General features: G+C 65.8%; 16 protein-coding genes and 2 pseudogenes. 8 read left to right on the top strand and 10 right to left on the bottom strand.

The features are described 5' to 3' along the window. Positions 1–220 precede the first annotated feature (220 nt). From EJ072_RS35310 to EJ072_RS35300, 3 genes are all read left to right on the top strand, one after another. Positions 221–1,591: a nodulation protein NfeD gene (locus EJ072_RS35310; protein ID WP_126083363.1), complete on the top strand. Its 1,371-nt coding sequence runs from the start codon at positions 221–223 to the stop codon at positions 1,589–1,591. After that, the gene (locus tag EJ072_RS35305) at positions 1,588–2,346 is read left to right on the top strand and encodes a slipin family protein (RefSeq protein WP_126083362.1); all 759 of its coding nucleotides are present in this window, start codon (positions 1,588–1,590) and stop codon (positions 2,344–2,346) included. The genes EJ072_RS35310 and EJ072_RS35305 overlap by 4 nt, the downstream gene beginning before the upstream one ends. Positions 2,347–2,504: 158 nt before the next feature. Continuing rightward, entirely contained in the window at positions 2,505–4,400 is a 1,896-nt protein-coding gene (locus tag EJ072_RS35300; protein WP_126083361.1) for a diguanylate cyclase, read from the top strand. Between the two features lie 32 nt (positions 4,401–4,432). Here the strand turns inward: EJ072_RS35300 and EJ072_RS35295 are convergent, their stop codons facing one another. The 3 genes from EJ072_RS35295 to EJ072_RS35285 form a co-directional block, all read right to left on the bottom strand. Next, complete coding sequence (locus tag EJ072_RS35295) at positions 4,433–4,918, bottom strand: hypothetical protein (protein WP_245467120.1); 486 nt, start codon at positions 4,916–4,918, stop codon at positions 4,433–4,435. A 268-nt stretch (positions 4,919–5,186) separates the two neighbouring features. After that, entirely contained in the window at positions 5,187–5,570 is a 384-nt protein-coding gene (locus EJ072_RS35290) for a VOC family protein (RefSeq protein ID WP_126083360.1), read from the bottom strand. 132 nt (positions 5,571–5,702) lie between these two features. Next, entirely contained in the window at positions 5,703–6,632 is a 930-nt protein-coding gene (locus EJ072_RS35285; protein ID WP_126083359.1) for a LysR family transcriptional regulator, read from the bottom strand. A gap of 96 nt (positions 6,633–6,728) precedes the next feature. Between EJ072_RS35285 and EJ072_RS35280 the strand changes: the two genes are divergently transcribed. Further along, the gene (locus EJ072_RS35280; RefSeq protein WP_126083358.1) at positions 6,729–7,739 is read left to right on the top strand and encodes an NAD(P)-dependent alcohol dehydrogenase; all 1,011 of its coding nucleotides are present in this window, start codon (positions 6,729–6,731) and stop codon (positions 7,737–7,739) included. Positions 7,740–8,240: 501 nt separating this feature from the next. Here the strand turns inward: EJ072_RS35280 and EJ072_RS35275 are convergent. The 3 genes and pseudogenes from EJ072_RS35275 to EJ072_RS35265 form a co-directional block, all read right to left on the bottom strand. After that, positions 8,241–10,535: a xanthine dehydrogenase family protein molybdopterin-binding subunit gene (locus tag EJ072_RS35275; protein ID WP_126083357.1), complete on the bottom strand. Its 2,295-nt coding sequence runs from the start codon at positions 10,533–10,535 to the stop codon at positions 8,241–8,243. Continuing rightward, positions 10,532–11,514 (bottom strand): annotated as a pseudogene (locus tag EJ072_RS35270) (xanthine dehydrogenase family protein subunit M). The gene EJ072_RS35275 and the pseudogene EJ072_RS35270 overlap by 4 nt, the downstream one beginning before the upstream one ends. Continuing rightward, entirely contained in the window at positions 11,511–12,011 is a 501-nt protein-coding gene (locus EJ072_RS35265) for a (2Fe-2S)-binding protein (RefSeq protein ID WP_189343171.1), read from the bottom strand. Before EJ072_RS35265 ends, EJ072_RS35270 begins: the two are co-directional and overlap by 4 nt. Before the next feature lie 478 nt (positions 12,012–12,489). On the opposite strand from EJ072_RS35265, the gene EJ072_RS35255 reads away from it, so the two are divergent. Further along, positions 12,490–13,086 (top strand): TetR/AcrR family transcriptional regulator, encoded by a 597-nt coding sequence (locus tag EJ072_RS35255; RefSeq protein ID WP_126083853.1) that lies wholly within the window; start codon positions 12,490–12,492, stop codon positions 13,084–13,086. A 107-nt stretch (positions 13,087–13,193) separates the two neighbouring features. Here EJ072_RS35255 and EJ072_RS35250 read toward each other — a convergent pair. Beyond that, a pseudogene (locus EJ072_RS35250) lies at positions 13,194–13,508 on the bottom strand (endonuclease domain-containing protein). 253 nt (positions 13,509–13,761) lie between these two features. Between EJ072_RS35250 and EJ072_RS35245 the strand changes: the two are divergent. After that, positions 13,762–14,592: an aldo/keto reductase gene (locus EJ072_RS35245; RefSeq protein ID WP_126083355.1), complete on the top strand. Its 831-nt coding sequence runs from the start codon at positions 13,762–13,764 to the stop codon at positions 14,590–14,592. A 99-nt stretch (positions 14,593–14,691) separates the two neighbouring features. On the opposite strand, the gene EJ072_RS35240 is transcribed toward EJ072_RS35245, so the two are convergent. Together EJ072_RS35240 and EJ072_RS35235 are read right to left on the bottom strand one after the other, a co-directional pair. After that, entirely contained in the window at positions 14,692–15,063 is a 372-nt protein-coding gene (locus EJ072_RS35240) for an endonuclease domain-containing protein (protein WP_126083354.1), read from the bottom strand. Between the two features lie 147 nt (positions 15,064–15,210). Next, a complete protein-coding gene (locus tag EJ072_RS35235; protein WP_095820718.1) occupies positions 15,211–15,510 on the bottom strand; it encodes a hypothetical protein in 300 nt (99 codons plus the stop codon). A 153-nt stretch (positions 15,511–15,663) separates the two neighbouring features. Between EJ072_RS35235 and EJ072_RS35230 the strand changes: the two genes are divergently transcribed. Next, positions 15,664–16,563: a VOC family protein gene (locus tag EJ072_RS35230; protein WP_126083353.1), complete on the top strand. Its 900-nt coding sequence runs from the start codon at positions 15,664–15,666 to the stop codon at positions 16,561–16,563. A gap of 40 nt (positions 16,564–16,603) precedes the next feature. Next, a complete protein-coding gene (locus EJ072_RS35225) occupies positions 16,604–17,209 on the top strand; it encodes a sulfotransferase family protein (RefSeq protein ID WP_126083352.1) in 606 nt (201 codons plus the stop codon). A gap of 134 nt (positions 17,210–17,343) precedes the next feature. Here the strand turns inward: EJ072_RS35225 and EJ072_RS35220 are convergent, their stop codons facing one another. Beyond that, on the bottom strand, positions 17,344–19,563 hold the full coding sequence (locus EJ072_RS35220; RefSeq protein ID WP_126083351.1) for a diguanylate cyclase: 2,220 nt from the start codon (positions 19,561–19,563) through the stop codon (positions 17,344–17,346). Between the last annotated feature and the right edge of the window lie 105 nt (positions 19,564–19,668).

Raw genomic sequence — 19,668 nt, 5'->3', positions numbered from 1 at the left:
AACGCGGCCGGGTTGTGCGCAGCGAAGCACGGGCCGGCCGCGTTGTTTCCCGATTTTATTCCTAGCGCAGGCCTCCCGCGGCGCCGGATCGTCCGAGTAGGGCTGGCCGCCTTGTGATCTCGCTTGAGCGGCCTTGCGAGGCAAGATGGCGCGTTGCGCCTCAACGCCCCATTGGACTTCGCGGCGACACAACCCATATTTGAGCCATGGAGCGTTGAGCGTGAGCATCGCGCGAGTGGCCTTCTTCGCCGCCGCTCTTTTGGGCGCGGCCGCCGTTTCTGCCTTCTCCTCAGCCGGGAGCGGGAAGGTTGCGTTGAGCATCGCCGTCGACGGCGCCATTGGGCCGGCAAGCACCAGGCAACTCGAGGAGGCGCTCGACACCGCCGCAAGGCGCGATGCCGCGGTCCTCATCCTTCAGCTCGATACGCCGGGCGGCCTCGTCACCTCGATGCGCGAGATGATCGCCGACATCCTAGCCTCGCCTGTGCCCGTCATCGGTTATGTCGCGCCCTCCGGCGGCCACGCGGCCAGCGCCGGCACCTACATCCTCTACGCAACCCACGTCGCGGCGATGGCGCCCGGCACCAATCTCGGCGCCGCGACGCCGGTCGAGCTCGGCGGCCTGCCGTCGCTTCCAGGCGGCGAGAAGGACAAGGACCAGAAGGACGCAACCGGGCAGCCGGCCGGCGACGCGATGATGGCCAAGGTGACCAATGACGCGGTGGCGCTCATCCGCTCGCTCGCCGAGATGCGCGGGCGCAACGGCGACTGGGGCGAGAAGGCGGTGCGCGAGGCGGCGAGCCTGTCGGCCAACGCCGCGCTGCAGGAACATGTCATCGACTTCGTTGCCCGCGACACCACCGAGCTTCTGGAGCTTGCCGACGGGCGCACCGTCGAGGTGGCCGGCAGGAAAGAGGTGCTGGCGACCAAAGGGCTGCCGGTCGAGACGCTGGAGCCTGGCTGGTTCATCCGGCTGCTGGCCGTCATCACCGACCCGAACACGGCAGTCATCCTGATGCTGGTCGGCGTTTACGGCATCGTCTTCGAGTTCACCAGCCCCGGCGCCGTGGCGCCGGGCGTCATCGGCACCATCTGCCTGGTGCTCGGGCTCTACGCGCTGAACCTCCTGCCGATCAACTATACCGGTCTCGCCCTGATGCTGCTCGGCGTCGCCTTCCTGATCGTCGAGGCCTTCAACCCAACCGTCGTGCTGGGGCTGGGCGGCGTCGCCGCCTTCCTGCTGGGCTCCGCCATGCTGCTCAAGGTCGAAGGGCCGGGCTTTGCCATGTCGTGGGCGGTGATCGGCCCGGCCGCCGCGCTGACGCTCGGCCTGGCCTTGCTCACCGGCACCTATGTCTGGGCGGCGCGCAAGAATCCGCCGCGCGTCGGCGGCGAGGCCATGCGCGGCCTTCCCGTCGAGATTCTCGACTGGCAGGGCGGCGAGGGGCATGTGCTGGCTTTGGGCGAGCGCTGGCGGGCGAAGGCAGGCGAGCCCATGCAGCCCGGCGACCGTGTCGAGGTGATCGATGTCAGCGACCTCGTGCTGACGGTGCGGCGTCGCGATGCAGGCAACAACGGAGCAATAAAATGATGGTCGGTTACGTGGCCTATCTCATCATTGCCGTGGCCGCGATCATTTTCCTGGCGGCGGCAATCCGCATCCTCAGGGAATATGAGCGCGGCGTGGTCTTCACGCTCGGCCGCTTCACCGGCGTCAAGGGCCCCGGCCTGATCATCCTCGTCCCCTTCGTCCAGCAGATGGTGCGGGTCGACCTGCGCGTGGTGGTGCAGGATGTGCCGCCGCAGGATGTCATCTCGCGCGACAATGTCTCGGTCAAGGTCAACGCCGTGCTCTATTTCCGCATCGTCGACGCCGAGCGGGCGATCATCCAGGTTGAGGATTTCATGGCCGCCACCAACCAGCTGGCGCAGACCACGCTGCGCTCGGTGCTCGGCAAGCATGAGCTCGACGAGATGCTGGCCGAGCGCGACAAGCTCAACAGCGACATCCAGGAGATACTCGACCAGCGCACCGATGCCTGGGGCATCAAGGTTTCCAATGTCGAGATCAAGCATGTCGACCTCAATGAGAGCATGATCCGCGCCATCGCCAAGCAGGCCGAGGCCGAGCGGCTGCGCCGCGCCAAGGTGATCAACGCCGACGGCGAGCAGCAGGCGGCGGCGAAGCTGGTCGAGGCCGGCCGCATGCTGGCAACCGAGCCGCAGGCCATGCAGTTGCGCTATTTCGAGGCCCTGCACGACATCGCCGGTGAGCGTTCGTCGACGGTGGTGTTCCCCCTGCCGGTGGAACTGCTCGGGCAGTTCATGAAGGCGCATGGCAAGTGAGGCCCTGACCCTGCTCCTTCCCATCGTGTGGGGGAGGGGCTTCGCCAAGGGGAAGCCGCGTTCGCGGCGCAACCGGGGAACCGCCTTGGGTGGCGGCCTTAACCCGGAAACAACTTTTCAGGTGCTTTTAATGACCCGATCGGAGGTCGGTCGGCGTCATGTGGCAACACCTTACGGCAAATCTGGCTGCGGTGGCGCTGTTCGTTTCCGGCTGGAACTACGTGCAGCCCTGGCTTGAGGGGCGCTCGCAAAAGTTCAGGCTGCTTGTCTTCGGCTGCATCATGGGCTGGGGCGCCCTGGCCTCCATGCTGTTGACCGTCGAGATTCGGCCGGGCGTCCTGCTGGATCTCAGGACGTCGCTGGTTGCGACGGCCGGCCTGTTCGCCGGCCTGCCGGGCGCATTGGTGGCCGCCGCCTTTCCGCTGGGATACCGCATCGCCATCGGCGGCCAAGGCCTCACTGCCGGACTGGTCGGCATTGCGGTGGCGTTCGCCGCCGGCGTTCTTGCCAACCGCATCATCGGGCGCCGCCAGACGCGCGTCTGGCAAGTGCTGGTGCTTGCGGTCTGCGTTGGCCTGTCCGGGCTGGTACCGATCTCGATCCTGCCGCAGACGGCCGTCCCCGTTATCGACGCGCGCCTCGTGCTGCCGCTCATCGCGCTCAATATGGCGGCAACCGCCGTGGCCGGCCTCGTCGTGCTGCACACGCAGCTTGTCACCAAGGAGCGCAATCTGCTGCGCGCCGCGGTCGCCCAGGCGCCGGACTTCTACTACGTCAAGAACACGCGCGGCCAGTTCGTCGCCGTGAACCAGTCCGTCGCCGCCTTCCACGGCTACGACCATCCGGTCCAGATGACGGGCAAGACCGACTTCGACATAGCGGACCCTGCGCGCGCCCAGACCCTCTTTGAGCTCGAGCAGCGAATGCTGGAAACGGGCGAGGGGATGGCCGATTTCGAGGAGCAGGTCCCCAATGCGAAGGGCAATCTCCGTTGGTTCTCCACCTCGAAGACGCCCGTGCGCGATGTCGAGGGCAACATCATCGGCCTCGTCGGCGTCACGCGCGACGTCACGGCGCAGAAGCAGCTCGAACAGGCATTGCTCGAAGCCAAGAACCAGCTTTCCTACGCGCTGTCGGAAATGTCGGACGGACTTGCCATGTTCGATGCCGAAGGGATGCTGATCTTCTGCAACGAGCAATACCGGGACTTCTTTCCGCTCACCGGCGACCTGCGCGTTCCCGGCACGAGACTGCGCGACATCCTCGAAGCCGTGACGGTGACCGGTGAGCAGGTGGGCATCCCCAAGGGTCACGAACGGGAGTGGATAGACAATGTAGTCGGCGCGCTGCGCACGCCGGGCGAGCAGCAGATCAAGCTTTTCGACGGCCGCTGGCTGATGTTGCGGACGAGGCCAACAGAGGCAGGCCTGGCGCTTGTGGTCGTCTCCGACATCACCGAGATCAAGAGCACCGAGGGAGAGCTGACCACGCTCAGCAACCAGCTGGCGCAGCTTGCCAACACCGATCCCCTGCTTGGCGTCGGCAACCGCCGCGCCTTCGATCAGAAGCTGGCCGGTGTCGTTGCCGAGGCAAGCCAGTCCGACCGGGAATTCGCGCTGCTGTTGATCGATGTCGACTCCTTCAAGGCCTATAACGACCGTTACGGTCACCTCGCTGGAGACGAGTGCCTGCGCCAGATCGCCGATTGCCTGCGGCAGCGTACCCGCGCCGGTGATTTCGTGGCGCGTTATGGCGGCGAGGAATTCGCCGTCATCCTGTCGGAGGCCTCGGCCGCCGGCGCGATCCGCGTGGCCAACGATTTGCGCGCCGCGGTGCGCGAGCGGGCGCTGAAACATGATCGCAGCGAGCACAAGATCGTCACCATCAGCATCGGCATCGCCATCAGCGGCCCGACCGCCCGCCACAATCCGACGAGCCTGCTTCTCCAGGCGGACAAGGCGCTCTACGCCGCCAAGGCAGGCGGACGCGATGCCACGCGGCTGGCCGAGCCGGACGTCGGTTTCCAGCCGATCCCGCTTCCACGCAAGGCCTGACCAAGCGCGGCGAGAAAGGCCTCGAACAGGCGTCAATCGGCCTCGCCGCCCGAACCCTTGCCGCACTCGGCCAGAACCTTGCCGATCGCGGCGCCTGAGCCTTTCAGCGGAAACGTTGTCGCGCCATACTTGTCGGCGCTGACCGTCACCTCGCCCTTGCCGCGCAGCAGCGAAAGCAACGGGTCGGCGGGGCCGGGGAGCTCGGTGGTGAAGTAGTTGTACATCGCCTCCAGCTCGAGCTTCTCCGTCAGGCTCTTGTCGCCGGCCTTGAAGGTGAAGGAGCCGCTGATGCCGGGCTCCAGCTGTCCGCCCGCGGCGCCGAGATCGTAGCTCAGCACCGGCTTGCCGAAACAAGCGAGCATCAGATGCGCATCGCCCTTCGGCCCGCCGCAGACCGAGGCCATCATCACGCTGCCGCCCTCGTCCTCCTCCATCCTGGCGGACCAGGAGCAGGACGCGGCATGGGCGGGCAGGGTGGTGAGCAGTGCCAGGATGAGTGTTGCCGGCCCGCGTTTCATGATCGCTCCCTCTCGTGATGCGGTGATCATATAGAGATTGGCGAAAACGGGCGAGCGCGCAATCTCCCGCCCTTTCGCTTCGTCATATATGGACGGCCCTCTTGCCCAAGAGGGGCCGTCCATACATGACGAAGGATAGGCTGGCGCTAGATCAACTTCTCCAGCGTAACCCTTCCCCTGTTGCATGGAACACCGCATGGCAATCGCCGGGGCGATGCCCACGATCGCCAGTTCCCCACGCCCTTGCCGCCACGACGTGGGTTTGCAATCACCGGGCCTTGGCCGGCTGGAAGAGTTCCACCAGATTGCCGGAAGGATCGACAAGCAGGATTTGCGAGCCGCCCGGCCCGGTCACAATTTCATTGCGGAAGCTGAGGCCCGCCGCCCGCAGCCGGCCAACCTCGGCCGCAAGATCCTCGACGATCAGGTGGATGCGGTTCCAGCCGCCTGGGCCAGGCCGCTCGCCATCCGGCATCGGCCTGCCCGCCGAACTGGTCGGACCGCTGAGGAGCAGCCGAAGCGCTCCCCTCGAGACATCCGCGAAGGCCGGCGCCTGGTTCGAAAGCTGCGTGAAGCCCAGATGTTTCGTGTACCAGGTGAGGGCCTCTTCGACATCGTTGACCATGTAGCGGACATTTACAGTCGTGGACATTAGCCTTGCCTCTTGCGTGAGCGGGTGAGCAGTTTAGCCGGCATGTCGCCAGGCTCCTAATTTTTGTTCATGGTCCCTGAATGCCTTGATCACCCGCTCAGGACTTCCGCCGACATCTCGGAGGTTGCCTTCTCATCGCCGCCAGGGCGGCTCGGGCGAAAATCGCTTGCCGATCCAGTCGGCGAAGGCGCGGGTCTTGGCGGCCTGGCCTTTGGCTGAGGGCGTGACGACATAAACCGCGCCCTCGTCGGCCAGCGTCCAGTCCTCCAGGATCGGCACCAGCCGGCCGTCGGCAATCTCGCGTCCGACCAGCCAGTCCGTGCTCATCATCAGCCCGACGCCTTGCACGGCGGCCTCGACCAGCACCTCGGCGTCGTCGCTGACCAGTGGCCCGGAAACCTCGACGCGCGCGCGCCGGCCCTCACGGTCGGTCATCTCCCAGACCGGAAAGGTCTGGAAGCCGGTGAAGCCGAGGCAGGAATGTTCGAGCAGCGCCTGCGGCGTCTGAGGCATGCCCCTTCGAGCAAGGTAGGACGGGGCGGCGCAGAGCAGCCGGCGCCGCGTCGCCACCTTGCGCGCCACCAGGCGTGAATCCTCGAGGCTGCCCAGCCGCACGGCGACGTCGAAATTCTCGGCGACGAGATCGGCGAAGCGGTTGGAGAATTCGGCCTCGATGCGCAGATCCGGGAACTCGGCGAGGAACTGCGGCAGGAACGGGGCTATCCACATGCGCCCGAACGTGCCGGGCAGCGCCAGCCTGAGCAGCCCGCGCGGCCGGCCGCCGGCATGGGCGGAGGCCGCGGCTTCGGCCTCGTCGACAGAAGCCAGGATGGCGCGCACGCGCACCAGGAACTGCGCGCCCGCCTCGGTCAGCGACACGCTGCGCGTCGTGCGGTGGAGCAGCCGCACCCCCAGCCGCTCTTCCAGCGACTGCAGCCGGCGCGACAGGATGGTCGCGTCGCGCCCGACCGTCGCCGCCGCCCGGGTGAAGGAGCGCGCCTCGGCGACGGCCGCGAAGGCGGCCATTTCGGCGAGCGCGGCGGTTTCGTGGGATTGCTGCATGATTTGCAATACTCAAATGCAAAAGACGACAATTATCGAGGCATAGCGCAGCAGATAGCTTCACTCAACCGTCAATCGGCCCCACGGAGTGAACCCATGAAAGCCATCGAACTCACCCAGCCCAGGCTCGACGCCTTCCGCGCCGCCAGCGTCGCCACGCCCGAACCGCAGCGCGGCGAGGTGCTGATCCGCCAGCGCGCGGCGAGCCTGAATTTCGTCGACGTCGCCGTGGCGAGCGGCAACTATCCCGGGCCGGTTTTCCCGCTCATACCCGTCGCCGACGGCGCCGGCGAGATCGTCGCGCTCGGCGAGGGCGTGACGGGGTTCGCCGTTGGCGACCGCGTCGTCGCCCATGCCAAGCCGCGCTGGATCGGCGGCCGGCCGCGGCCTTACGAGATGAGGGAGATGCGCGGCATCTCGCTGCCGGGTTCGCTCGCCGAATATGTTGCGCTCCCGGCCAATTCGGTCGTGCCGGTGCCGGCGCATCTCTCCTTCGAGGCGGCCTCGACGCTGCCTATCGCCGGCACTACCGCCTGGAATGCGCTCCGCGCCGCTGATGTCGGACCGGGCTCGGTGGTCGTGCTGCTCGGCACCGGCGGCGTCTCGATCTTCACGCTGCAGCTCGCCAAGGCGGCCGGCGCCACCGTGATCATCACCTCGTCCTCGGACGAGAAGCTGGAGCGGGCCAGGGCGCTGGGCGCCGATCACCTGATCAATTACCGCTCGACGCCGGACTGGGACGGCAAGGTGCTGGAGCTGACCGACGGCCTCGGCGCCGACCTCGTCGTCGAGACCGGCGGCGCCGCCACCTTCGCCCGCGCGGTCAACGCCACCGCGCCCGGCGGAACGCTGTTCACCATCGGCTTCGTCACCGGCGCCGAGGCGACGGTCAATCTGCTGCCGATCATCATCAAGGCGCTGAAAGTGCTGGGCAACAACACCGGATCGGTGTCCGACCTCAAGGACGCGGCGCGGGCCATCGGCGCCGCCGGCATCGAGCCGGTCGTCGACAAGGTGTTCTCACAGAACGAGGCGACCGAGGCCTATACCCACATGGCCGCCGGCGGCCTGCATTTCGGCAAGCTGGTGTTCGGGCTGGATTGGTAGGAAGGGCAGACGTCGGAGATTGGCGAAAGCCGTGGCGACGGCCGATCTCCCCCCTTGTGGGGGAGATGTCCGGCAGGACAGAGGGGGGCGCGAAGGAACGCCGACCTATGCCTCGTCATTCTAGGGCGAGGCAAGGAGCGAAGCGACGCGCGCAGACCCTAGAATCCATGCCGATACCTTGGTCAAGAAATGCAACGGTCCGGAATAGTCGCCGTCAGCAGCATCAACTGAGAGAAATCGCTGAAGCGCCGGTCGCGCCAACGGCACGGGTGATCGAGAAGACCAATCCAGAAGGGTGCGAGTTGCTTCACGGGATTGGCCGATGAACGTTCTGGACCGTGGTGGCTCTCAACCGTCACGGCATGGATTCTAGGGTCTGCGCGCGTCGCTTCGCTCCTTGCTTCGCCCTAGAATGACGAAGTGAAAGAGGGCGCCCCCCTCTGGCCTGCCGGCCATCTCCGCCACAGGGGGGAGATTAAGCGCTCCGTCGACGGTGATCCCCTAAATCAACTTCTCCAGCGTAATCGGCAGATCCCGCACCCGCTTCCCCGTCGCGTGGAACACCGCGTTCGCAATCGCCGGCGCGATGCCCACGATCGCCAGTTCCCCAACCCCCTTGCCGCCGAGGGCGGAGGAGTGCGGGTCGGGGATGCCGACCGAGATCGTCTGGATGTCGGGAATGTCGGCATTGGTCGGCAGCATGTAGTCGGCGAAATTGCCGTTGACGATGCGGCCGTGGCGGCGGTCGACGATGCCTTCCTCGAGCAGCGCCTGGCCGATACCCATGATGATGCCGCCCTTCCACTGGCTTTCCGCCAGCTTGGGATTGTAGAGCCGGCCCGAATCCAGCGCCGACACCACGCGCGACACGCGCACCGTGCCGAAATCCTCATCCACCCGCACCTCGACGAAATGCGCGCACCAGGAATGGCGCGACCAGTCGCCCTCTGTGTGCGGGATCGACTTGGCGATGGTCGTGTAGTTCGCGTAGCGCTCCTCAGCTGTCGTGCTGGCTGGCAGCGTATCGCCCTTGGCCTCGATCTGCTCACGGCCGACAGCAGTCATGAACTCGGCGATCGACAGCTCCGGTCCTTCGCCGCGCGGCGAGGCGATGCGGCCGTCCCGCACTTGCAGCGTGTTCGCCTGCAGCTTCTGGAACGGCGAGCGCGGATCGGAGAGCGCCAGGCCGATGAGCTCGTCCAGCGCCTGGCCGGCCGCCTTGTAGACGGCGCCGGTCATGACGCCCGCCAGGCGCGAGCCGCCGGTGACGCCCGCGCGGGCGAAGTGGGAATCCCCGAGCTTCACCGACACGCGTTCCACCGGAACGCCGAGCGTCTCGGCCGCCGTTTGCGCCAGGATCGTGTAGGTGCCCTGACCCATGTCAATGGAGGAGCTTTCGACCACGACCGAACCGTCGGCGAGGATCTTCACCACCGCCTCGCCATGCGCGCGCCGCACCGGATACGTGCCGGCGGCCATGCCCCAGCCGACGAGCTGACGGCCGTCGCGCATCGAGCGTGGCGCCGCCGAGCGCTTCGCCCAGCCGAAGGCTTCGGCGCCGGCGGCAAAGGCCTCGCGCAACTGGCGCGTCGACCACGCCTTCTTCGCGTGTGGATCCTGTTCGGCATAATTGATCAGCCGCATCTCCAGCGGATCGATGCCGAGCTCATGAGCCAGCTCGTCGATGGCGCATTCGATGCCGAAGGCGCTCGGGTTCTCGCCCGGCGCGCGCTTTGCTCCCGGCACCACCGTGTTCACCCGCACCACATTCTGCTTCGACGAGAAATTCGGCGTGGCATACATGATCGAGGTGACGGAGCCGAGCGGCTCGACCCACATGCCGTCGACCGCGGTTTCGTTGACGCCGCGATGCACGATCGACTGGATCCTGCCATCCCTATCGGCGCCGATCGCCACCGTCTGCCGTGTCGCGGCGCGGCCACCATAGGAGGTGAAATTCTGCGGGCGGTTGAGCACCAGCTTGACCGGCCGCCCCAGCATCTTGGCTGCGGCCGCCGCCACCGCGCTGTGTGCCAGCGCCAGCGCCTTCGACCCGAAACCGCCGCCGATATAGGGCGAGACCAGCCGCACATTCTCGAACGGCACGCCGAACCACTCGGCATAAGTGCGCGCCATCCCGTCAAGCCATTGGCTCGGCTCCCAGATGGTCAGCTCGTCGCCTTCCCAGCGCGCGATCAGCCCATGCGGCTCCATCGCCGCCTGGAACTCGCGCGGCGTGTTGTAGGCCGCGCAGATGCGCACCGGCGCGGCGGCGAAGGCGGCTTCAGCATCGCCCCATTCCTTGGTCATGGCGTCGATCGGGATGCCGTCGCCGGCCTTGCCGTCGCTCAAATCGACGATGGCCGGCGTCTCGTCATACCAGACCTTGACCAGCGCCGCGGCTGCGACCGCCTGCTCGAAGCTCTCGGCTACCACCGCCGCGATATGCTGGCCCGAATAGGTGACCTCGCGGGCGAGGGGGTTGTAGGTCGGCTGCGACGGCGGGTTGCCCAGCCAGTCCGATGCGCCGTTCAGTTCCATGATCGTGTCGGGCGTGAGCACCGCGAGAACGCCAGGCGCGGTCTCGGCCGCGCGGCTGTCGATGGCCGAGACCGTGCCGGCGGCGATTGTAGCGCCGACCAGCACGGCATGCGTCAGCCCTTCGAGCTGCTGCTCGAAGGCGTACTTTGCCGCGCCCGTGATCTTGGCCGGGCCGTCGACGCGCGACAGCCTTCCGCCCACCGCTTCGAGGCGCGCGCTGTCCGACGCGGCGTGCTTCATGTCATGAACGGTCATGCCGTCTCTCCCAATTTGAGGATGGCGCGCGCGATGACGCGCGGCGCCAATGCGATCTTGTAGTGGTTGGCGCCATGGTCGACGGCGCCTTCCATGGCGAGCTCGCTCGCCTCGCGGACGGTCGCTTCGTCGAGCGCCTTGCCCCTTAGCGCGTCCTCGACAGGCGGACCCGCCACGGCTTCGTCGCGACGCCGCCAAGTGCCACGCGTATGTCACGCACGGTACGGCCATCGCTTTCGAGCTCCAGCCCGACGGCGGCGCTGGCCGCGGCGAATTCATAGGACTGGCGGTCGCGCACCTTGATGTAGGTCGAGCGCCTGGCGGCGGCCGAGCCGGGGATTTCGATGGCCCTGATCACCTCGCCGGGGCGGATGTCGTGCTCCTGCTCGGCGGTGGCGCCCGGCGCAAGGAAGAAATCCTCGACCTTGAGCTTGCGTTCCCCGAGATCGACCTCGGCGTCGAAGGCGACGAGCGCCACCGCGAGATCCCCCGGATAGGTGGCGATGCAGGCTTCGCTCACGCCAAGTACCGCATGGCCGCGCGTCACGCCGCCGATCGCCGAGCAGCCGCTGCCCGGCGCGCGCTTGTTGCAGGCCGGGAAGTTGGCTGGATCACGGAAATAGGGGCAGCGCGTGCGCTGCATCAGATTGCCGCCGATGGTCGCCATGTTGCGCAACTGCGCCGACGCGGCCTGCCACAGCGCTTCCGAGACGGCCGGGAAGTGGCTCTTCACTTGCGGGTTGTCGGCGACATGGCTCATCCTGGCCAGCGCGCCGATGACGGCGCGGTCGGCGGTCACGTCGATGGCGTTGAGCCCTTCGATATGGCTGATGTCGATCACAGTCGAAGGTTCGGCGACGCCGCATTTGGCAAGGTCGATCAGCGTCGTGCCGCCGGCAAGCAGCATCGCGCCGGGCAGGGCGGCCGCATTACGGGCGGCCTCGATACTGTCGGCGCGGAAGTAGGAAAAATCTCTCATGAGCGCAGCTCCTGTGCGGCCTGGCGGACGGCGGCGACGATGTTCGGATAGGCGCCGCAGCGGCAGAGATTGCCGGCCATGTATTCGCGGATTTCCTCGTCGGAACCGGCATGGCCCTCGCGGATGCAGGCCACCGCCGACATGATCTGCCCCGGCGTGCAATAGCCGCACTGGAAGGCGTCCTGTTCGAGGAAGGCGGCCTGCACGGCGTTGAGCGTGCCGTCCTGGTCGGCCAGGCCTTCGATGGTGGTGATCTCGCGGCCTTCGACCTGGGCGGCCAACGTCAGGCAGGCGAGCACGCGCTCGCCGTCGACATGGACGGTACAGGCGCCGCACTGGCCCTGGTCGCAGCCTTTCTTGGTGCCGGTGAGGTGGAGGCGGTCGCGCAGCGCGTCGAGCAGCGTCACGCGCGGCTCGGTCTCCAGCGTATGGTCGCGGCCGTTGATGGTGAGATGGACGGAAAGCGTGGTGGGACTGATGGTGACTTGGTCATTCATGGGGCGTCGGGCTCCGATTGCTGGACGCTTGAGCGGATGGAAATGGGGCTTGGGGGGTTAGGGGCAAGGGTCGCTTGGAGGCGACCTTCGCGTTCGTCATCCTGGGGCTTGACCCGAGGATCCATGCCGTGACGTTTGCCGAAGGACGCGACGGGCCAGAATTCTGCACCGTAGCCGCGCTCGCAGGGTATGGCATGGATCCCAGGGTCTGCGCCGCGTCGCTCCGCTCCTTGCTTCGCCCTGGGATGACGAACGCACGAGCGGATTTGCCAACCACGGGCGTCGAAGAATGCCCCTGTCTCCAGCGGCCAGGCGAAGCTTTCCGTCCTTCTCTAGGTGACATAACGCTTCCCCTGGTTATATGATAAAAGCACTCCACTAAAACGGAGGAGCCTCCGTTTATTTAGCTGGGGTCTGGCCAGTCATGGTTCAACCCCCCAATATTGCGTTGGTGGAGAAAAAAGTGCCCGAGCCCGAAATGATCGCTGAAGCGACGCGCGATGCGCCGGCGCCAAAGCCGCTGCGCGCCGATGCGCAGCGCAACCGCGACAGGCTGGTCGAGGTGGCGGCGCAGATGTTTGCCAGCGACGGCGTCGACGCCTCGCTGGAGGAGATCGCCAAGCGGGCAGGGGTCGGCATCGGCACGCTCTACCGCCATTTCCCGACGCGCGAGCATCTGGTCGAGGTGGTCTACCGCCGCGAGGTGGAAGGCCTCTGCCACGCCGCTGACGAACTTGCCCACGAGCATCCGGCCGACGTCGCGCTGGAGCTCTGGATGCAGCGCTTCGTCGACTACATCGCCACCAAGCGCGGCCTCGCCACCAGCCTGCGCCTGTTGCTCACCGCCAATTCGACGCTGTTCTCCGACACGTCGGGCCGCGTCTCCGGCGCCATGCGAAGCCTGGTCCAGGCCGCCGCCGCCGCGGGAAAAATCCGCGCCGACGTTGACGCCTCCGATGTCATGCATGCGCTCGGCGGCATCTACTCCGCGCCCAATACGCCCGACTGGCGCGAGCGGTCCGGACGGCTGGTGAAGCTCTTGATGGATGGGCTGCGGTTCGGGGCGAGAGGGTAGCGCTCCTCCTTCTCGGCTGTGGGTGAAGCCGGCGGCGAAGCTGCCAATCTCCCCCTCGTGGGGGAGATGTCCGGCAGGACAGAGGGGGGCGCTGTCCCGCCAGCATCTCAAGTCGGACAAGCCAACCCAGCGGCAATAACAGTATGCTGGCAGACATTCGATGTCTCGGATGACGTCGTCGTTCCAGAACCGGAGGACCATCCAGCCATCCTGCTCCAGGCGCCTGGTTCTGGTCTCGTCAGGAATGGCGTTGTCGGCATGCTGCGATCCATCCACTTCCACGATCAGCTTCTTCTGAGGACACGCGAAGTCGACGATGTAGCCTGCGATCGGAAACTGCCTGCGAAAGCCGAGGCCCATCAGCCGGTGGCCACGGAGCTCGTTCAGAGCTTCAGTTCAGCATCGGTCATGACTTTGCGCATCGATTTCGCGTTGGCGCGATGTCGAGGTGGGACTGGTGTATGGGCATGGGTGCATCAGACCGAGGCAGGTTCACCTGCGTTTCTACTCTACGGCGCCCCCTCTGTCCTGCCGGACATCTCCCCCACGAGGGGGAGATTGGCAGCTTCGGCGTCGCGCCATCTTCTCTATGCGACTGGTATTCCTCAACCCGCGGCCTAAATAGTCGGCACCACCCGTCCCGTACACCACGCTCCCTCCCAAAAGGAATCTCCCATGCCCGAACAGCTGACATTGAACGACGGCTCGACCATCCCGCAGATCGGGCTCGGCGTGTGGCAGGTCGATCCGGACATCACCGCCAAGGTCGTGCGCTGGGGGATCGAGGCCGGCTACCGGCTGATCGACACCGCCGAGGGCTACCGCAACGAGGAAGGCGTCGGCGAGGCGATCCGCGCGGCGGGCGTGCCGAGGAACGAGCTCTTCATCACCTCCAAGCTGCGCAACGGCGCGCATCAGCGCGACGCGGCATTGCGCGCCTTCGACGACACGATGCAAAAACTCGGCATCGACCGGATCGATCTTTTCCTGATCCATTGGCCGGTGCCTACCCAAAACAAATATGTCGAGGCCTGGAAGACGCTGGTCGAGCTGCAGCAGGCCGGTCGCATCAAGTCGGTCGGCGTCTCCAACTTCAACCAGGATCATCTGGAGCGCATCATCGGCGAGACCGGCGTGACGCCCGTCGTCAACCAGATCGAGCTGCATCCGCGCTTCCAGCAGCGCGACAAGCGCGATTTCCACAAGAAGCACAACATCCATATCGAGAGCTGGAGCCCGCTGGGTAGCGGCCGGCTGCTTTCCGACCCGACACTGGAGAACCTGGCGAAGAAGCACGGCAAGTCGGTGGCGCAGGTGATCATCCGCTGGCATTTGCAGGAAGGGCTGATCGTCATCCCGAAGTCGATCCATGAGGAGCGCATCGCCGGCAATTTCGACGTCTTCGGTTTCGAGCTCGACGAGGACGATATGCAGACCATCCGTGGCCTGGATTCCGCCGACGGTCGCACCGGACCTGATCCGGCGACGGCGGCGTTTTTGTTTTAGCGCTCTGATAGAAGGGAGCCGACGCCGAAACTGCTAATCTCCCCCCCTAGTGGGGGAGATGTCCGGCAGGACAGAGGGGGGCGCTGTCCCGCCAGCCTCTCAGGTCGGATCAGCCAAATCCGCGACGATAACAATGTGCTGGCAGACATTGTCGATGTCGCGGATCACATCGTCGTTCCAGAACCGCAAGACGGTCCAGCCATCCTCTTCGAGACGTCTCGTTCTCAGCGCATCAGCCTCGGCAACGCCGCCATCGCCATGCTGCGAGCCGTCGACCTCGACAAGAAGCCTTTTCTCCGGGCAAGCGAAGTCGACGATATAGCCTGCTATCGGAAACTGCCTACGGAAACCAAGTCCCATCAACCGGTGTGCGCGAAGCTCGTTCCAGAGCTTCAGTTCGGCATCGGTCATGACGCGACGCATCGATTTTGCATTGGCCCGGTGTCGTGGCGGCAGAGGAGTATGGGTCATCGCTGGAGCCGTTTGAACCTGAGGTCTTCGCCAAGGTCTTTACTCTACGGCGCCCCCTCTGTCCTGCCGGACATCTCCCCCACTAGGGGGGAGATTGGCTGTCGCCGCTGCTTTCGCCAATCGCCAAGGGGAGAAGGGAAAGGCGCCCTAAATCCCTTCCCCATCCACCAGCGGCACGTCCTCGCCCTCCCAAGGGCTCGGCATCGAGCCTCGCCCGGCGCTTGGCAGCGGCATCCAGCATCTGAGCTCCGGCTCGGCATATTCGACCACGCGGCCGGGCGAGGAGTCCGAGGCCCGCCAGCCTTCCTCGCCGAACTGGTCGGCGCGCGACCAATAGGCCATGTCGACCTCGGCCGGTCCCTGCTCGGAGGAGCGCACCGTCACCAGGATGCGGCTGCCGTCCCGCGGCGCGCTCGCCATGTTGCGCCAGTGATCGGTGTCGTCCATGGGAGGTTCCTCCTGCTTCGTTCGGAGCTGCCGAAAAACAGCCTGCTTTGCGATAGTCGCCGCCCGCCGGGGAGGGGTCAATCCGAACTTGGCGCGAGACATAAATATCATTCGGAGCTAATATATCCATCGACCGCAATCGAGCAGACGACGATGGACGAAGGATTGCTGTCTCAGGCCACGTGTCTCGGGCCGGTCCATCTCAAGGTGACCGACATTCCGGCCGCCTTGACCGTCTGGCGCGACACTGTCGGACTGGCGCCGGCCGGCGAGGACGCCGTTCTAGCGCAGCTCGGGGCCGGCGGCCGGACGCTGATCGTGCTCCATGCGGGCGCGGAAGTCGCCCTGCCGCAGAAGTCGCGCGATCTCTTCCATGTCGCCATCCACGTCACCACCCGCCGCGACCTCGCGCATGCGGCCGCCCGCCTCAAGGCGTCGGGGTTGCGATACAGCGCCCAGGACCACCTCGTTTCGGAATCGCTCTACGTCTCTGACCCGTCCGGCAACGGCATCGAGATATGCTTCGACACGCCTGAACGCCTGCTGCGCCGCGAGGTCTCGCCCGACGGCCGCGTGTCGCTGATTGCCGTCGACGGCAGCGCGCATTCCGGGCTGGAGCCGCTGGACGTCTCTAGCCTATTGCGCGACCTCGGCAATTCCGGCCATGTCGAGCCCAGGATGGCGCAAGACGCCTTTATCGGCCACATCCATTTGCGCGCCCGCGCGCCCGAGGCGCTGATGGAATTCTATCTCGGCGTGCTCGGCTTCCGGCCGCATATCCAGTCCCGGACCTTCGGCATGTTCGACTGCGGCACCGAGCGCCGCGCGCATATGATCGCCTTCAACATCTGGGCGCGCGGCGAGCTGCGCGAACCGCCGCCCGATGCCGCCGGCCTGGACTATTTCACCGTCGAGCTCGGTTCCGCCCACGAGCTTGCCGCCGTGGCGCGCAGGCTCGAAACGGCCAATGCGCCGGCGAGAAGGGAAGGTGGCGCGATTTCGACCGCCGATCCGGAAGGCAACCGCCTGCGGCTCGTGGTCCAGGGAGGTTGACCGCAACCGCTTAAAGACGGGAGTAGTGGAGGAGGGGGAAATGTCGCTGATGGTGATTGGAACCGGCTTCGGCCGGACCGGCACGGACTCGATGCGCGAGGCGCTGACCATGCTCGGCTTCGGTCCTTGCCACCATATGTCGGAGGTCATGGGGCATGCGAAGCAGAAGCGGCTCTGGCGGGCGCTGGCCAGGGGCGAGGCGCCCGACTGGGCCCAGCTCTTCGCGGGATATAAATCCTGCGTCGACTGGCCCTCGGCCTTCTATTGGCGTGAGCTGATCGAAGCCTATCCGCAGGCGCGCGTCATCCTCACCTGGCGCTCGCCCGAAAGCTGGTGGGAGAGTTTTGAAAAAACCCTGCTGCCGGCGATCGCCGGCAGCACGGATCAGGAGTCGCTCGGCATCGCGCTCGTCGCCAACCAGGTCTTCGGCGGCCGCCCGCAGGACCGAGCACATGCCATCGCCGTCTACCGGGACAATGTCGAGGCGGTGCTGAACACCGTGCCGGCGGAACGGCTGCTGGTGCACAAGCTCGGCGACGGCTGGGCACCGCTCTGCAGCCATCTCGGCGTTCCCGTGCCGGAGGAATCCTATCCCGCCCGCAACACAACGCAGGAGTTCCGATCCGCGCTTGGCATAGTCCAGTAGACTGGAGCGACTCCAGGACAAAGTGTGTAACGTTAGGCTCGGCGACTTCGCCGTAGCCCTCCGAAATTTAGTAAAAACAAATAGATAGAGCGTTTCGGCGTTTCGTTGAAATGCTGAGAGGCGCTAGCGCGGAATCATCCCTTGACCTCGGTGCCGGCTTTCGCGGAGGGCACCAGCTGGATGGCGGGGCGCTCGCCCGGCGGGGTGCTCCTGGCGACAACCACCCTGTCGCGACCCTCGGCCTTCGCGTCATATTGCGCGTGGTCCGCGGCGTTGGTGATCTCGGCCCAGCCGGTGCCATGCTCGGGATAGGCCGCGACGCCGAACGAGGCCGTCACTGTTCCAAGCGTGCGGCCGCGATGCGCCAGATGCAGATGCTTGATCGCCTGGCGGAGCGTTTCGGCGCGCTGAGCTCCCTCCTCAAGCGAGCATCCCGGCATGACCAGGGCAAATTCCTCGCCGCCATAACGGGATACGACATCGCTGTCGCGCGCATGCTCGATTAGCGTCGCGGCAACCTGCTTCAGCACGAGGTCACCGGCCTCGTGCCCGAACGTATCGTTGAACTGTTTGAAGTGGTCGACATCGAGCATGATGACTGCCAACGGCTGGCTCGAGCGCTCCATGCGCCTCAGTTCCCGGCTGCTGGTTTCTTCGAGATAACGCCGGTTGAACAGGCCGGTGTTCGGATCGCGGATCGATTGCTGCCTAAGCGTTTCGCGAAGGCGCAGATTGGCTAGCGCCAGCGCCAGCGTGTCGACGACGCCGCGCAGGATCTGCTGCCGTTCGGTCAGCCATTGCGGCTTCTCGGCGGCATTCGGTTCGCACAGATGCATTATGCCTAGCGTCTCGCCCTGCGCCGCCAGCGGCATGCAGACGTAGCCCTTGTTGCCGTTCTCCGTGATGTGAGCGCAACGCGGCGTGAGCAAGCCCGGACCGACGACATGCTCCTGGCCGCGGCGCAGCGCCCAGCAGTCTTCCGGCGCGAATTGATTGACGCTCGAACGCACGTCGCCCCAATGCGCCATCTCCTCGACCAGGTTGCGCGAAGCGCTGGTCAGGTGGACGCTCCCGCTCAGGCCGCCGAGAAACTCGGTCATCGCCGTGCCGACAACCGAGAAGGCCTCTGGGAAGGTCACGCAGGCCTGCAGCAGTTCACCAAGCTTGACCAGGCGGGCCGTGGTTTCCGACTTCTCGTGCAGCTCGCGATTGAGGATCGCGAGTTGGTCGGCGCGTTCGTTGACGACCCCTTCGGCGCGGCGCAATTCACTGATGTCGTTGAGGGTCAGCACCAGCCCGCCGTCAGATCGGCTGAGCGGACTGCAACTGGCGATAATTGGGATCTGCGAGCCGTCCAGCCTGACCAGGCGTATCTCGCGCTGCTGCTGCCGACCGGTAGCCAGAGCCATCTCGACGGGGGACGCCCCACTGGCGAATTCGGCGCCTTTCGGATCGTGCAGTGTCAGCGCCGCGTCCCATTGCAGGCCGACGATCTTGTCGGCGCGCCGGCCGATCATCGTCGCTGCGGCGGGGTTGACGCTGGCGATGCGGCCCTCTGCATCGAGCACCGCGATGCCTTCGGCAGCTGTCTCGACGATGTCTTCGATATGCGCCCGTGCCGACGCGAGCTGGTCGGCCATCGTGTTGAAGCCATCTGCCAACTGCCCGAACTCGTCGTTGCGCCCATCGCCTATGCGCGTCATGGCGTCGCCCTGCGCCAGCGCCTGCATACCGCGCATCATGTCCTTAAGCCCTGAACCGAAACGGCTGAGCAGAACCCAGGCAAAACCCGCGGCGATCAGCATGGCGGCGGCGGTGCTGAGGCCGACGAGCCAGAGCAGACCATTGGTCCGCTGCTCGGCGGCGGTCAGCACCGGGTCATATTCCAGAAGCGCGGCGCCGACGATCGTGTCCTCGTTCTGCTCGATCGGAACGGCAAGAATGGCGTTCACTTCGTTCGGATCGACGAACCGGCGCGGAACACCGTCTTGCAGCGTGAGGCCCACCTCATTGCCCGGATCGTGATCGAATGTCTCGCCGGCGATGTGCTCCTCGTCAGCGGCATGGGCGACAATCCGCTTGCTGCTGTCGACAACGATAAAATCGCGCCGCGCGCGGCGGTGCTGCTGGTCGAGATACCGCTTTAATGCATCAGGTCGATCAAGCAGCGATGGCGCACCGTCGTAGGGTTTGAAAACGATGGTGTCGGCGAGCTCACGGGCGACATTGGTCGCTTCGTTCAGTCCCAGATATCTGGCCGCCTTCAGCTGCGTGAAGACGGCGACAGCGCCAACCAGTCCGATCAGCGCCGCCGCGCTCACCATGCTGACGATAATCAGGCTCTTAATGCGCATGGCAAGGTCCCACCGGCGACAACGCTGTCTTGTCCGTGAATCGCGGCCAGCCTCTCATCTGTCGCGTTTTATTACCAAATGCTTATCAAGCGGCTAATGATGGCG

The organism is Mesorhizobium sp. M2A.F.Ca.ET.046.03.2.1, assembly GCF_003952425.1.
Classification (GTDB): domain Bacteria; phylum Pseudomonadota; class Alphaproteobacteria; order Rhizobiales; family Rhizobiaceae; genus Mesorhizobium.
The sequence above is the reverse complement of the archived record's forward strand: the minus strand, read 5'-3'. Positions and strand labels throughout refer to the sequence as shown.

Excerpts from the sequence above, each read along its gene's own strand:
- EJ072_RS35225 (WP_126083352.1), top strand. The coding sequence starts at position 16,604 with ATGTCGCTGATGGTGATTGGAACCGGCTTCGGCCGGACCGGCACGGAC.
- EJ072_RS35265 (WP_189343171.1), bottom strand. The coding sequence starts at position 12,011 with ATGAATGACCAAGTCACCATCAGTCCCACCACGCTTTCCGTCCATCTC.
- EJ072_RS35285 (WP_126083359.1), bottom strand. The coding sequence starts at position 6,632 with ATGCAGCAATCCCACGAAACCGCCGCGCTCGCCGAAATGGCCGCCTTC.
- EJ072_RS35240 (WP_126083354.1), bottom strand. The coding sequence starts at position 15,063 with ATGACCCATACTCCTCTGCCGCCACGACACCGGGCCAATGCAAAATCG.
- EJ072_RS35300 (WP_126083361.1), top strand. The coding sequence starts at position 2,505 with ATGTGGCAACACCTTACGGCAAATCTGGCTGCGGTGGCGCTGTTCGTT.
- EJ072_RS35220 (WP_126083351.1), bottom strand. The coding sequence starts at position 19,563 with ATGCGCATTAAGAGCCTGATTATCGTCAGCATGGTGAGCGCGGCGGCG.
- EJ072_RS35230 (WP_126083353.1), top strand. The coding sequence starts at position 15,664 with ATGGACGAAGGATTGCTGTCTCAGGCCACGTGTCTCGGGCCGGTCCAT.
- EJ072_RS35245 (WP_126083355.1), top strand. The coding sequence starts at position 13,762 with ATGCCCGAACAGCTGACATTGAACGACGGCTCGACCATCCCGCAGATC.
- EJ072_RS35235 (WP_095820718.1), bottom strand. The coding sequence starts at position 15,510 with ATGGACGACACCGATCACTGGCGCAACATGGCGAGCGCGCCGCGGGAC.
- EJ072_RS35275 (WP_126083357.1), bottom strand. The coding sequence starts at position 10,535 with ATGACCGTTCATGACATGAAGCACGCCGCGTCGGACAGCGCGCGCCTC.
- EJ072_RS35255 (WP_126083853.1), top strand. The coding sequence starts at position 12,490 with ATGATCGCTGAAGCGACGCGCGATGCGCCGGCGCCAAAGCCGCTGCGC.
- EJ072_RS35280 (WP_126083358.1), top strand. The coding sequence starts at position 6,729 with ATGAAAGCCATCGAACTCACCCAGCCCAGGCTCGACGCCTTCCGCGCC.
- EJ072_RS35295 (WP_245467120.1), bottom strand. The coding sequence starts at position 4,918 with ATGAAACGCGGGCCGGCAACACTCATCCTGGCACTGCTCACCACCCTG.
- EJ072_RS35290 (WP_126083360.1), bottom strand. The coding sequence starts at position 5,570 with ATGTCCACGACTGTAAATGTCCGCTACATGGTCAACGATGTCGAAGAG.
- EJ072_RS35305 (WP_126083362.1), top strand. The coding sequence starts at position 1,588 with ATGATGGTCGGTTACGTGGCCTATCTCATCATTGCCGTGGCCGCGATC.